At 66.8% G+C, this 13,244-nt stretch carries 17 protein-coding genes; all 17 read left to right on the plus strand.

Going from position 1 to position 13,244, the window contains the following annotated elements; genetic code table 11:
* Nucleotides 1–202: 202 nt before the first annotated feature.
* The 17 genes from G6N73_RS21045 (at nt 203) to G6N73_RS21125 (ending at nt 13,232) form a co-directional block, all read left to right on the plus strand.
* Complete coding sequence (locus tag G6N73_RS21045; RefSeq protein WP_165031155.1) at nt 203–772, plus strand: head-tail connector protein; 570 nt, start codon at nt 203–205, stop codon at nt 770–772.
* Nucleotides 772–1,107, plus strand: a complete 336-nt coding sequence (locus G6N73_RS21050; RefSeq protein ID WP_246252352.1) for a phage head closure protein — start codon at nt 772–774, stop codon at nt 1,105–1,107. Before G6N73_RS21045 ends, G6N73_RS21050 begins: the two co-directional genes overlap by 1 nt.
* On the plus strand, nt 1,104–1,283 hold the full coding sequence (locus G6N73_RS21055; protein ID WP_165031159.1) for a hypothetical protein: 180 nt from the start codon (nt 1,104–1,106) through the stop codon (nt 1,281–1,283). Before G6N73_RS21050 ends, G6N73_RS21055 begins: the two co-directional genes overlap by 4 nt.
* Nucleotides 1,264–1,674 (plus strand): DUF3168 domain-containing protein, encoded by a 411-nt coding sequence (locus G6N73_RS21060; protein ID WP_165031162.1) that lies wholly within the window; start codon nt 1,264–1,266, stop codon nt 1,672–1,674. Before G6N73_RS21055 ends, G6N73_RS21060 begins: the two co-directional genes overlap by 20 nt.
* Nucleotides 1,675–1,961: 287 nt before the next feature.
* Entirely contained in the window at nt 1,962–2,378 is a 417-nt protein-coding gene (locus G6N73_RS21065) for a phage major tail protein, TP901-1 family (protein ID WP_165031164.1), read from the plus strand.
* A complete protein-coding gene (locus G6N73_RS21070) occupies nt 2,375–2,713 on the plus strand; it encodes a gene transfer agent family protein (protein ID WP_165031166.1) in 339 nt (112 codons plus the stop codon). Before G6N73_RS21065 ends, G6N73_RS21070 begins: the two co-directional genes overlap by 4 nt.
* A gap of 41 nt (nt 2,714–2,754) precedes the next feature.
* On the plus strand, nt 2,755–2,940 hold the full coding sequence (locus G6N73_RS21075; RefSeq protein ID WP_165031168.1) for a phage tail assembly chaperone: 186 nt from the start codon (nt 2,755–2,757) through the stop codon (nt 2,938–2,940).
* Nucleotides 2,933–3,508, plus strand: a complete 576-nt coding sequence (locus G6N73_RS21080; protein WP_165031170.1) for a phage tail tape measure protein — start codon at nt 2,933–2,935, stop codon at nt 3,506–3,508. The genes G6N73_RS21075 and G6N73_RS21080 overlap by 8 nt, the downstream gene beginning before the upstream one ends.
* A gap of 319 nt (nt 3,509–3,827) precedes the next feature.
* Complete coding sequence (locus G6N73_RS21085; RefSeq protein WP_165031173.1) at nt 3,828–4,469, plus strand: DUF2460 domain-containing protein; 642 nt, start codon at nt 3,828–3,830, stop codon at nt 4,467–4,469.
* Nucleotides 4,466–5,356 (plus strand): baseplate hub domain-containing protein, encoded by an 891-nt coding sequence (locus G6N73_RS21090; protein WP_165031175.1) that lies wholly within the window; start codon nt 4,466–4,468, stop codon nt 5,354–5,356. Before G6N73_RS21085 ends, G6N73_RS21090 begins: the two co-directional genes overlap by 4 nt.
* Before the next feature lie 20 nt (nt 5,357–5,376).
* Nucleotides 5,377–5,799, plus strand: a complete 423-nt coding sequence (locus G6N73_RS21095) for an NlpC/P60 family protein (protein WP_165031177.1) — start codon at nt 5,377–5,379, stop codon at nt 5,797–5,799.
* Nucleotides 5,800–5,816: 17 nt separating this feature from the next.
* On the plus strand, nt 5,817–9,680 hold the full coding sequence (locus tag G6N73_RS21100) for a baseplate multidomain protein megatron (protein WP_165031179.1): 3,864 nt from the start codon (nt 5,817–5,819) through the stop codon (nt 9,678–9,680).
* Between the two features lie 39 nt (nt 9,681–9,719).
* Nucleotides 9,720–9,926: a hypothetical protein gene (locus G6N73_RS21105; RefSeq protein WP_165031181.1), complete on the plus strand. Its 207-nt coding sequence runs from the start codon at nt 9,720–9,722 to the stop codon at nt 9,924–9,926.
* A 107-nt stretch (nt 9,927–10,033) separates the two neighbouring features.
* Nucleotides 10,034–10,330 (plus strand): hypothetical protein, encoded by a 297-nt coding sequence (locus G6N73_RS21110; protein WP_165031183.1) that lies wholly within the window; start codon nt 10,034–10,036, stop codon nt 10,328–10,330.
* Nucleotides 10,331–10,577: 247 nt separating this feature from the next.
* Entirely contained in the window at nt 10,578–11,243 is a 666-nt protein-coding gene (locus G6N73_RS21115; RefSeq protein ID WP_165031186.1) for a response regulator transcription factor, read from the plus strand.
* A 44-nt stretch (nt 11,244–11,287) separates the two neighbouring features.
* Nucleotides 11,288–12,658 carry an ATP-binding protein gene (locus G6N73_RS21120; RefSeq protein ID WP_165031188.1) on the plus strand — a complete coding sequence of 457 codons (1,371 nt, stop codon included), beginning with the start codon at nt 11,288–11,290 and terminating at the stop codon, nt 12,656–12,658.
* A 112-nt stretch (nt 12,659–12,770) separates the two neighbouring features.
* The gene (locus G6N73_RS21125; RefSeq protein WP_165031190.1) at nt 12,771–13,232 is read left to right on the plus strand and encodes a hypothetical protein; all 462 of its coding nucleotides are present in this window, start codon (nt 12,771–12,773) and stop codon (nt 13,230–13,232) included.
* The last annotated feature ends 12 nt before the right edge of the window (nt 13,233–13,244 follow it).

The raw sequence follows: 13,244 nt of genomic DNA on the forward strand, positions 1-13,244 counted from the left end.
CACAGGGGGAGAAGGAAGAGGGCGTCGATACGAGCGGCCAAACTCCAGCGTGGGCTCGCCCTTCTGGCCCAACAAGGGAGAAGGGCGAGCATCTTTTCCCGGCCGGCATGCGGGTACGCACACGCTCCGCTAATGCCGGCTGACGCGGCCCTGGTGTGTCTCCAGCCAGGGCCGCTCCCTTTTCCCAACAACGAGGTGACGAATGACGCTTTTGCGAACCGGCGAGCCGCTCGCCGAGCCGGTGACGGTTGCCGAGGTGAAGAGCCATCTGCGCCTGCAGCATGCGAGCGAGGACGATCTCATCGCCGGGCTGATCCGCGCGGCGCGCCAGGAGGTCGAGCGGACGACCGGCATGGCGCTGATCGACCAAACCTGGCGGCTGGTTCTCGACCGCTGGCCACGCGGCGGCCGCGCGGCGCTGATGCGCCACCCGGTGCGGCAGGTAATGTCAGTGACGGCCTACGGCACCGAGGGCGAAGCGTCGCTGGTCGATCCGGCGGACTACGAGGTCGACACGCTGTCGCGGCCGGCCCGCATCCATTTCGAGCGCCGGCCGGAGCCGCTGCGCGCCATGAACGGCATCGAGATCGATTTTTCCGCCGGCTTCGGCGAAGCCGGGACCGACGTGCCGGACCTGTTGCGCCGCGCGATCCTGGTGCTCGCCGCGCATTGGTACGAGTTTCGCGCGAGCTACGGCCCGGCTGACCAGCCGGTTTCCTATCCTCCCGGCTATGAGCGGATGATCGCCGGCTACCGCGACCGGAGGCTTTGATGGCGGCGCTGTTCATCGACCCCGGCCGGTTGCGCAGCGAATGCGCGCTGGAAGCGTGCCTGCCCCTAGCGGATGCAATGGGCGGTCACACGGAGAACTCGGTCGAGGTCGCGACCGTGTTCGCGCTGATCGAGCCGGTCTCGGCCGCAAGCAAATTCGGCGCCGGCCAGACGCTGGAAACGGTGACGCACAGGATGACGATCAGGCACCGGAGCGGCGTGGCGAGCGGCATGAGGTTCACAAGGCAGGGCCGAATCTTCGATATCGTGACCGTGCACGATCCGGACGAAACGGCGCGCTATCTGGTGTGCCGCGTGAGGGAGGTCGGAGCATGAAACTTGCAATGAGACTGACGCTGGACGGGCTGGTGCGCGGCCTGCGCTGGAAGGCGCATACTCTGGCGGAAGACGCGGAACAGCGCTACCGTCCGCAGGTGCGGACCCCGATAGCCAAGGAACGCGCGAGGGCCACACGGAGGATGAGGCAGAGCGATGACCGCCCCGGCCGCTGAACTGCAGAAGGCCGTGTTCGAGGCCCTGGCGGCCGACGCGGCGGTGACAGCGCTTCTGGGTGGCGGCAAGATATACGACCACGCGCCGGCCAACGTCGCCTTTCCCTATCTGACCTTCGGCCGGACCAGCATCTTCGACTGGAGCACCGGCACGGAAAGCGGCACCGAGCAGCTTTTCACGCTGCATGTCTGGTCGAAGGCCAAGGGCAAGAAGGAAACGCTGGCCATCATGGAAGCGGTGCGGGCGCTGCTCGACGACGCCGCGCTCGAGCTCGACGAGCATCATCTCGTCAACATGCGCCTGGAATTCGCCGAAGCCCGCTATGACGAGGACCTTTCCGTCCACCACGGGCTGCTGCGGTTTCGGGCGGTGACGGAAGAGGGGGAGTAGGGGAATAGGGCAGTAGGGGAGTAGGGCAGTAGGGGAGTAGGGCAGTAGGGGAGTAGGGCAGTAGGGGAGTAGGGCAGTAGGGCAGTAGGGCAGTAGGGCAGTAGGGCAGTAGGGCAGTAGGGCAGTAGGGCAGTAGGGCATATCGCCCGCTTCCTGGCCCAGAGTGCCCGCTCTATGGGTTCCGGCTGTCTCCACTCCGTACTCCCCGCTCCCCCACTCACGCCACTTCCCCCTCCAGCCTGCCCTACTGCCTTATTCCCCTACTCCCCTAAACCAAGGAGACCGAAATGGTCGCACAGAAGGGCAAGGACCTTCTTCTCAAGATCGATGGCGATGGTCTTGGAACCTTCGTCACCGTCGCCGGGCTGCGCTCGAAGCGGATCGCCTTCAACAGCGAGACGGTCGACATAACCGACGCCGATTCCGCCGGGCGCTGGCGCGAGCTATTGGCCGGAAGCGGGGTGCAGCGCGCAGCGCTGAGCGGCTCCGGCATTTTCAAGGACGCGCAGTCGGACGCGGCGATAAGGACAAAATTCTTCGCCGGGGAAATCTCCGGCTGGCAGCTTGTCGTGCCGAGCTTCGGCACGGTCGAGGGGCCGTTCCAGATCACGGCGCTGGAATATACCGGCAGCCATGACGGCGAGGTGACGTTCGAGATCGCGCTCGAATCGGCCGGCGCGATCGGCTTCACGGCCGCGCCATGAACGCCAAGAGACGCCGCGGCGAAATCGCCGCCGAACTGGACGGCAAGTCGTTCAGGCTCTGCCTGACGCTGGGCGCGCTGGCCGAGCTGGAATCGGCCTATGCGGCTGCCGACCTCGGCGAACTGGTGGAGCGCTTTTCGAGTGGCCGCCTGTCGGCAACCGATCTGATACGGGTCGTGGGCGCCGGCCTGCGCGGCGCAGGGCATCCGGTCGAGGACGAGGCGGTGCGGACAATGCGGGCGGAGGACGGCGCGGCCGGCTTCGCGCGGATCGTGGCGGAGCTTTTGACCGCGACCTTCGGGGCCGCGCCGAAGGAGGGGCCGGACCCTCGATAGCCGCAGCCGGCGAGAAGAACGAATTTCCCTGGGACCGGATCATGTCCGCGGGATTCGGCCTGCTGCGGCTATCTCCAAGAACATTCTGGTCGATGACGCCGCGCGAACTGGAGCGCGCAATGAGCGTGCTGGCGCCCGCGACGCGGGCGGGCATCGGCCGGGGCGAGTTGGCCGAGCTGATGCGCGCGTTCCCGGACAAATCCATGGAGGCGATGAAAGATGGCTGAAGAGGTCAGGGTCTCGATAGAGGCCGACACCGCGCCGTTCATGGCGGCGCTGGAGAATTTGCAGGGCCTTTCCGACCGGTTCGGCTCACAACTGACCGGCGCGTTGAAGGGCGCGGCGGTCAGCGGGCGGGAACTCGACGACGTGCTGCGCCGGATCGGGCTGAACCTCGCCGGCATGGCGCTCGACCAGGGGCTGATGCCGCTGCAGAATTTGGCGGGCTCGCTGTTTTCGAGCCTGCTCGGCGGGCTTTCCGGCGCGCTGCCCTTCGCCAAGGGCGGCGTGCCAGGGCGCATCGCGCCGTTCGCCAGCGGCGGCGTGGTATCGGCGCCGACCTATTTTCCGATGGGGCGCGATGTCGGCCTGATGGGCGAGGCGGGGGCGGAGGCGATCCTGCCCTTGCAGCGGTTGGCCGACGGGCGGCTCGGCGTCGCGGCATCGGGCGGCGGTGCGCCGGTCAACGTCATCTTCAACGTCACCGCGCAAGACGCCGCCTCTTTCCGCAAGTCCGAGGCGCAGATCACCGGCATGCTGGCGCGGGCCGTCTCGCGCGGGGCGCGCACGCTTTAGCAGTGGGGGCCAGGTTTCTGGTCAGGCTTGATATCACCGATGTCGAGGCATGGATTCCCGACACTCTCCGCTCGTTCCTCGCTCACGAGGTCGGGAATGACGGCTTCATGGAGCACTTTCGCAACTCACAAAGTAAGCGATTCTGCAAATCGCCGACGCCCGAAGATTGGCAGAGGCTTGCAGGCAATTCGTCATTCCCAACCTCGTGAGCGAGGAACGAGCGGAGAGTGTCGGGAATCCATGCCTCGACAGCGATGAAGCCAAAATCGCTCCAGGACATCAATCAGCAACCTCACCAATACCGAGAGGCACAAAAAAATTGTCCGAACTTTCAAGCTTTCACGATGAGCGGTTTCCAGCCGCGATCTCCTTTGGCGCGACGGGCGGGCCGGAGCGGCGCAACGAGATCGTGCAGCTGACCTCCGGCCGCGAAAAGCGCAATGCGCGTTTTGCGCAGTCGCGCCACCATTATGACGCCGGCACGGGCGTCAGGTCGCTCGCCGACCTGCATGACATTCTCGATTTTTTCGAGGCGCGGCGAGGCTCGCTGCACGCCTTCCGGTTCCGCGATCCGTTCGACATGAAATCCTGCCGCCCCGGTGAGACGCCGACGGCGCTCGACCAGACGCTCGGCACGGGCGACGGGACGAATGCGCGGTTCGCCCTGGTCAAGCGCTATGGCGAGGGCGACGATTCCTATCTCCGGCGCATTTCGAAGCCCGTGGCGGGGAGCCTGAAAGTCGCGGTCGCGGGCGTCGAAGCGGTGGACTTTTCTTTCGACGAGGCGACGAGCGAAATTGTCTTCGCGCCGGCCGCAATCCCGGCGTCAGACCTAGCGGTGACCGCCGGCTACGAATTCGACGTGCCGGTGCGCTTCGACGCCGAGCGGCTGTCGATCAGCCTGACCGCGTTCAAGGCCGGCCAGATCCCGTCCATTCCGCTCGTCGAGGTGCAGTTGTGACCGTCTATCCCGAAGCGCTGGCGGAGCATCTCGCCCGCGAGGTTACGACCGTCTGCCATTGCTGGCGACTGATCAGGGCCGACGGCGTCGTCTCGGGCTTTACCGATCACGACCGGCCGCTGACCGTCGACGGCACGCTGTTCGAGCCGGAGACCGGCTTCAGCGCCAGCGAGGCGCGCGATACGCTGGGCCTCGCCGTCGATACGGTCGATATCGAGGGGGCGCTGTCTTCGGCGAGGATCAGCGAGGCGGATATCGCTGCCGGCCTTTACGACCGCGCGACGGTCGAGACGCTGCTGGTCAACTGGCGCAGGCCGCAAGATTTCGCGCGGCTGAGGAAGGTGACGATCGGCAAGGTCACCCGCAGCGATGGCCGATTCGTGGCTGAGCTGGAAAGCCTGGCGTATGCGCTGGACCGGCCGAGCGGACGGTATATCACGCGCGCCTGCGACGCCGAGCTGGGCGATGCGCGCTGCGGCGTGGCGCTCGACCATCCCGATTATACAGGAGCCGGCGCAGTGCTGTCGGTCGAGACGGCCGAGACGGTGGCGGTTTCGGGACTGGATGGATTTGCAACCGGCTGGTTCTCGCACGGCACGATCAATTGGACGACGGGCGCGCGCGCCGGGCGCAGCGAGCGCATCGTCGGCTATCGCAAGGATGCGGCCGGCGTGAGCCTCACGCTGCGGCCGGGCGGAGGGCTGGCGCTCGGGGTGGGCGACGCCTTCACGGTCAAGGCCGGATGCGACAAGACCTTCACCACATGTAAAGCGAAATTCGCCAACACGCTGAATTTTCGGGGCTTTCCGCACCTGCCAGGCAATGACGCGGCGTACAATTATGTCGTCGACGGCGGCAAGTTCGACGGCGACCCGGTGGTGCCTTGATTGAGGTTGCGGGAGGCCCAGTGGCGGCGGTGGTTATCGGCGAGGCGCTGACCTGGGTGGGAACGCCCTACCGGCACCAGGGCTCGCGCAAGGGCGTCGGCTGCGACTGCCTCGGCCTGCTGCTTGGCGTGTGGCGCGTTCTTTACGGCGCGGAGCCGGAAACGACAGGGCCTTACGCGGCCGACTGGGCGGAGGCGGGCGGCGAGGACCGCTTTCTCGACGCGGCCATGCGGCATTGCTTGGCAAAGCCGCTGGCAGGGCTCTGCGCGGGCGACCTCGTGCTGTTTCGCTGGCGGCCTCATTTGCCGGCCAAGCACGCCGGCATCATGGTCGGCCCGGACCGCTTCGTGCATGCCTATCAGGGCAGCGCCGTCGTGGTGTCGGCACTGGTGCCGCAATGGCGCCGGCGCATCGCCGGCGTGTTTTCCTTTCCCACCGTCTGAACGCCCGGAGGCCTTGAATGGCGACCATATTGCTGCAGGCCGCGGGCGCGTTTGTCGGCGGCCTGCTCGGACCCGCCGGCAGCGCGATCGGCGCGGCGGCTGGCGCGCTCGCGGGCTATGCGGTCGACCAGGCGCTGATCAACGGCACGCGGCGCATCGAAGGGCCGCGGCTTTCGGGCGCACGGCCGTTCACGGCGGAGGAGGGGGCGTCGCTGGCGCGTGTCTATGGCACGGCGCGCATAGGCGGCACGCTGATCTGGGCGACGCGCTTCGAGGAGAGCCGCACGACCAAGCGCCAGGGCGGCAAGGGCGGCCCGCGCGTGACCGAATATTCCTATTTCGCCAATGTGGCCTTCGCTCTGTGCGAGGGCGAGATTTCCGGCATTCGCAGGATCTGGGCCGACGGGCGGGAACTCGACCAGACCGGGCTGGAGATCCGCGTCTATCGCGGCGGCGAGACGCAGCCTGCCGACCCGCTGATCGAGGCCAGGCAGGGGGCGGGCAACGCGCCCGCCTATCGCGGCGTCGCCTATGTCGTGTTGGAGCGCTTCGCGCTCGCGCAATATGGCAATCGGATTCCCCAACTGCAGTTCGAGGTGCTGCGCCCGCTGGGTGCGCTGCGTGGGCAGATCCGCGCTGTGTCGCTGATCCCCGGGGCGACCGAATACGGGCTTTCGCCCGGGCTGGTGACGCGGCAGAAACGGCCGGGCGAGAGCGAGGCGCAGAACCGGCATGTGCTGCATGCCACGACCGATCTGACGGCGTCGCTCGACGAGTTGCAGGCGCTGTGCCCCAATCTGGAAAGCGTGGCGCTGGTCGCGACCTGGTTCGGCGACGATCTGCGGGCCGGGCACTGCCGCATCCGGCCGGCGGTGACCAGCGCGGCGGGCGGCGGGCTCTCGGCGGCCTGGCAAGTCTCGGGCGTCGGGCGCGAGGCGGCGGCGGTGCTTTCCTCGCATGGCGGCGGCGCGGCCTATGGCGGGACGCCTTCGGACAGGAGCGTCATGGACGCCATCGCCGAGATCAAGGCGCGCGGCCTGAAGGTCACGCTTTATCCTTTCATCATGATGGATGTGCCGGCGGGCAACGGCCTGCCCGACCCCTATGGCGGCGCGGAGCAAGCGGCCTATCCCTGGCGCCGGCGTATAACGGCCGATCCGGCGCCGCGTATGCCCGGCAGCGCCGACAAGACGGCGGCTGCGCGAGCGCAGGTTTCGGCTTTTTGCGGTGAGGCGCTGGCCGGCCAGTTTTCGCCGACGGGCGACACGGTCATCTTTTCGGGAGCGGCGGACGACTGGGGATACCGCCGCTTCGTCCTGCATTTCGCGCATCTGGCGGCGGCCGCGGGCGGCGTCGACGCCTTTCTGCTCGGCTCGGAACTGCGCGGCCTGACCACGCTGCGCGATGAGGAGAACGCATTTCCCTTCGTCGAAGAACTCTGCGAATTGGCGGCGGACGCGCGCGCGGTTCTCGGGCCGGAGACAGCGCTGACCTATGGCGCGGACTGGAGCGAGTATTTCGGCCACCAGCCGGCCGACGGCAGCGGCGAAGCCTGGTTCCATCTCGACGCGCTGTGGGCGCACCCGGCGATCGACGCTGTGGGCATCGACAACTACATGCCGCTGTCGGACTGGCGCGACGCCGACTATTCGAACGCCAATCCGGACGGCTTTGCCGGCCCCTATGACCCGGACGGGCTAAGGGCAGCCATTGCGGGCGGCGAAGGTTTCGACTGGTACTATGCCTCGGTGGAGGCGAGACGGGCGCGGGAGCGCTCGCCGATCAGCGACGGAGCCTACGGCAAGCATTGGGTTTTCCGCTACAAGGATCTGGCCGGCTGGTGGTCGAACCCGCACCACAACCGCATCGGCGGCGTAGAGGCCGCCGAGCCGACGGCCTGGCTGCCGCGCGGCAAGCCGATCTGGTTCACCGAACTCGGCTGCCCTGCGGTGGACAAGGGACCGAACCAGCCCAACGTCTTTCCAGATCCGAAATCGGCGGAGAATGCGATCCCTTATTTCTCCAGCGCCGGCAGGTCGGATCTGGCGCAGCAGCGCTTTCTCGAAGCGCACGCTTCCTACTGGAACCCGGCGAACGCGGATTTCAAGGAGGCGCAGAATCCGCTCTCGCCGGTCTATGGCGGCCGCATGGTCGACATCGGGCGCGTCTATATCTGGGCCTGGGATGCGCGGCCTTTTCCCGCCTTTCCGGCGCGCGGCGACCGCTGGACCGATGGCGGCAACTGGCATTGCGGCCACTGGCTGAACGGCCGGCTCGGCAATCCGGATGCGGGCGCGCTGATCAACGCCATACTCGCCGACCACGGCCTGTCGCCGGCGGATGTCGCCCACGCCGACGGCACGCTGCACGGCTATGTCATCGCCGACCCGACATCGGCGCGCGCTGCGCTGGAGCCGATCGTCGAGCTGTTCGACCTGGCGGTGTTGGAGGAATCCGACGGCCTCGTATTCCGGCGCAGAGGCGCTCAGAATGCGCCGCCGGCCGAGATTTCCGAACTCGTCTCGGATGGCGGTAATCCGGTGATCGAGACGATAAGGTCACCGGATCACCAGTTGCCGGTAGAGCTTGTGCTGGCGTTCCGCGAGCCCTTCGCCGAATACCAGACGGCGGCTGTGCGAAATGTCCGCTTCGGCGCGGATGGCAGCCGGCAGCAGACGATCGATTTTCCCGGTGTTATGGAAACCGGGCAGGGCCGCGCGCTGCTCGACGATCTGATGCGCCGCATCTGGGCTGAACGTGAACAGGTGACTTTCGCGATCGCCGAGCACCGCGCCGACATAAGGCCGGGCGCCATCCTGCGCCTTCCGGGCGCGGATTCTGATTTCATCGTCACCGAAATCGAGGATGGGCTGGTCAGGAGGATTACCGCGCGGCAGATCGCGCGGACGCCGCCATCGCCATGGCTTCCCTCCGGCTTCGGCTCGGTCCAGCCGCAGGAGGCGCTTGCCGGCAAGCCGCACGCGCTGTTCCTCGATCTGCCGTCGCGCTCCGGCGCGGCGCCGCAGGACCAGTTCCGCGTCGCAGTCTGGCAAAAGCCATGGCGGAGCCAGATCGTCCTGGCGTCGCCGGAGGATACGGGCTTCGGCTTCCGGACAGCGGTCGACAAGCCCGCCGATCTCGGGGTGCTGGTCGAGCCGCTGCCCGCCGGCTTCGAGGGGCGGATCGACCGCAGGGCGGCGATCACGGTCACGCTTTTCGATGCCGAAGCGGCGAGCGTCAGCCGGCTCCAGCTTCTGAACGGCGCCAATGCCGCCGCCATCCGCTCGGCGATCGGCGTGTGGGAAATCGTGCAGTTCCAGAGCGCCGAGGAGATCGAACCCGGCGTGTGGCGGCTCCGCGACCTGCTGCGCGGCCAGATCGGCACGTCCGACGCGGACTTTGTCATGCTCGACGATGCGGTGCAGCCGGCGGGCCTGCGCACCAGCGAGGCGGGGCTGCTGCTCAACTGGCGCGTCGGTCCTTCCGAGACGGATATTTCCGGCGAAAACTTTTCCGCCCATGCCGAGATCGGCGGCCTGCGCGCGCGGCTGCCGCTGTCGCCGGTTCATCTACGCTGCCGGGTGAATGCCGGCGGCGCGGAGTTTTCGTGGATCCGGCGCGGCAGGATCGACGCCGACGACTGGGGGCAAAACGAAATCCCACTCGGCGAAGAGCGGGAGGAATATCAAATTGAGATCGCCGCGGCCGGCGGGGCGGTCGTCCGGACCGCTTTGTCGCCGCAACAGAACTGGCAATATGCCTCGACCGACATCGCCGCCGATTTCGGCGGCTTGCCGGCGGAGATCGACGTCACCGTCAGGCAGTTCAGCGCCGCCGCAGGCTATGGCTTGCCGGCCACGCGCCGCTTCACTCTTTCATAGACAGACGTTTGCAATTCGCCTCAACCACGGGAGCATTTTATGACCGCAAGCAAACCCTGGTACCTGTCGCGCACGATCTGGGCGTCGCTGGTGACCATCCTGACCGCCGCGATGGGGCTGATGGGCATGTCCGGAGTCGGCATCGACGATGCGGCGCTGACCGACGCCGTGCTGCAGGCAGTGACCGCGCTGGCGGGTGTGATCGCGCTTTTTGGCCGGCTGTCGGCGACGGACAGGATCGGGTGAGGGTGGCAAGCAGAGATCGGATCGGCCTCGCCCCTGCTTGACCGCCCCATCCCGCGCTGTTTGACTGTTCATTCCATGTTCAGCAGCCTTGGGTTAGAACCGGCGCCATGAAAACGCTACGTTCCATCAGCCGGTTCACAATGCTCGCGCTTTGCGCGGCGGTAGTCGCCACGCAAGCTCCGGCCGCGCCTCTGGTGCTCCAGGAGCAGGCGGAGCCGATGATCGTGGCGCAAGCCGATTGTTACGCTATCGGCCAGCAGATCGCCGCGCAGAGCGGCGGCACGCTGGCGCGGGCGAGTTCGTCGAGCCAGGGCGGCCGGCCGGTCTGCGTCATCGTGGTGCTCGTGCCGGGCAAGGAAGGCCAGCGCCCGCGGCGGCGGGAAATCGTCGTCCCGGCGGGCTGACCAGTCTAGCTTTGATATTCAGGCGATGCCGGTCTGCAAATGGGGTCTTCTGTGCTTCCGGTACTCACGCATCTCTATGTACGCTCCGTTCCGGTTCTCGGAAGTCGCCATTTTGGTCGCTGCGCGCCCTCTTCGATTCCGCCTCGGCCTGACCTGATCTCAACCCATACTGGCGCGGCCTGCTGTTTCCCCGATGCGAAAAGCCCCCTATACCTGACGCTTCTTCAGCCAACGGGCACGTGATTCCATGCGGATACTCGTCGTCGAGGATGACAAGGACCTGAACCGGCAGCTCACCGAGGCGCTGGCGGATGCCGGCTATGTGGTCGACAAGGCCTTTGACGGCGAGGAGGGGCACTTCCTCGGCGACACCGAACCCTACGACGCGGTGGTGCTCGACATCGGCCTGCCGCAGATGGACGGCATCAGCGTGGTCGAGCGCTGGCGTCGCGCTGGCCGCAAGATGCCGGTGCTGATCCTGACGGCGCGCGACCGCTGGAGCGACAAGGTTTCCGGCATCGACGCCGGCGCCGACGACTATGTGACCAAGCCGTTCCATATCGAGGAAGTGCTGGCGAGGGTGAGGGCGCTGATCCGCCGCGCCGCCGGCCATGCTTCGTCGGAACTGTCCTGCGGGCCGCTGCGGCTCGACACCAAGGCGTCCAAGGCCGACGTCAACGGCGTGCCGCTAAAACTCACCTCGCATGAATTCCGGCTGCTCGCCTATCTGATGCATCACATGGGCGAGGTGGTGTCGCGCACCGAACTGGTCGAGCATCTCTACGACCAGGATTTCGACCGCGATTCCAACACGATCGAGGTTTTCGTCGGCCGCCTGCGCCGCAAGATGGGCATCGACATGATCGAGACGGTGCGCGGCATGGGCTACCGCATGCGCGAGCCGGAGGCGTGACGGACGAGACATTCCAGCAACAACCCCGACGGCGAGCTTCGCCGATGAGTTTCGGCCCACGCTCGCTGACCTTCCGCGTCATCGCATTTTCCACGGTATGGGCGATCGTGGCGCTGGTCGTCATCTACACGGTCATCGCCGCACTCTATCGCCAGACCAGCGAACGCGGCTTCGACAGCCTGCTTTCAGCGCATCTGTTCAACCTGATCGGCTCGGTCGGCGTTTCGGCGGCGGGCGAACTGACCGGTGGTCCCAATCTCGGCGATCTGCGCTTTTCGCGGCCGAATTCGGGCTGGTACTGGGCCGTGGAACCGGTGTCGCGCGGCCTGACGGGCGAATTGCGCTCGCCGTCGATGACCAGGGCCATTCCTTCGCCGAGCGCGGAGCAGGCGCCCTTCAACGCCGATTTCCAGCGAAATTATGCGACCGACGGCATCGAGGGCGAGGAACTGGAGGTTCTCGAAAGCGAGTTCGTGCTCGATCAGCAGAACCGCGTCGGCCGTTTCAGGGTGATGGGCAACCGCAGCGAACTCGAGGAGGAGATCGCCCTCTTCGAGTGGCGCCTTTTCACCTATCTGTCGCTGTTCGGCGCCGGCATGATCGCCATCAACGCGGCCGCCATCCTGCTGGGGCTGCGGCCGCTGAGCCGGGTCCGCACCTCGCTGGCCCTGGTGCGGCAGGGAACGGCGCAGCGGCTGGACGGCCGCTTTCCCGCCGAGATCGAACCGCTGGCCAATGAGACCAACGCACTGATCGAGAACAACCGCCGCATCGTCGAGCGCTCGCGCACGCAGGTCGGCAATCTCGCCCATTCGCTTAAAACGCCGCTGGCCGTGCTGTTGAACGAAGGCCGGGCGCTGGGCGGCGATAAGGGCAGGCTGATCGCCGACCAGGCGGCGTCGATGCAGAGCCAGGTGGAGCACTATCTGCAGCGCGCCCGCGTCGCCGCCCAGCGCGACAGCGTCGTCTATCGCACGCCGGTGGCGCCCTTGCTCAAGCGCATGGCGCGGGTGATGGAGAAGCTCAACCCCAGGACGAAGCTCTCGCTGCGCCTGCCGGCGATGGATCTGGTTTTTGCCGGCGAGCGCGAGGATCTCGAGGAAATCGTCGGCAATCTGCTGGAGAACGCGATGAAATGGGCGCGCGGCGCGGTGACCATATCGGCCGAGCCGCTGAAGGGCGGCGCCGCCAGCATGTTCGCCATCGCGATCGAGGATGACGGGCCCGGCATTCCGGAGGAGAAGGCGCGCGAGGCGCTGAAGCGCGGCAGGCGGCTGGATGAAACCAAGCCGGGCAGCGGGCTGGGGCTGGCCATCGTCGCCGACCTGGTCAACGAATATGGCGGCCGGCTGCTGCTGGAGCGGTCGGCCATGGGCGGGCTGAAGGCGATCGTGCAGCTTCGCAGCGTCCAGTAGAGATTTTGCATATGATTCCGGCCCCATCGCCGGCCAAATTTCGGCCAAACATCGACACTATCGCAACGCCACTTCCTTGCGGTTGCGGCATATTTCTCTATTGGTGATTTGCATGAAAATTCGCGCGGCGTTCGTTGCCGGCTCGCTGGCCATATCCGGCTGTACGACGACGGGCCTGGGCACCGCGGGTGTGGGCTCGGCTGCGAGCGGGCTGGCTAACAAAATCACTGGCGGCGACGATGGCGGCAGCGGCAAGGTGGCCGCAACGATTATCGCCGCAATGAATGGCGGACTTGTCGGCGGTCAGATCGGTGCGGGGATGGATGAACGCGACCGGCGCATCGCGCTCGAAGCCGAGTATCGCGCCCTCGAATACACGCAGAGCGGCCAGCCCGCGACCTGGAAAAGCGACCGGTCGGGCCGGCATGGCACCGTGGTTGCGGCGCAGCCCTACCGCGTCGGCTCGCAGGACTGCCGCCAGTACAGCCATACGGTGTTCTTCTCCGGCCAATCGCGCAATGCGCGCGGCACTGCTTGCCGTAACCCGGACGGGAGCTGGACGCCGCTGACGTGAGATTCAGGTGAG

Origin of the sequence: Allomesorhizobium camelthorni (assembly GCF_011045125.1) — a bacterium.
GTDB classification, from domain to species: domain Bacteria; phylum Pseudomonadota; class Alphaproteobacteria; order Rhizobiales; family Rhizobiaceae; genus Allomesorhizobium; species Allomesorhizobium camelthorni.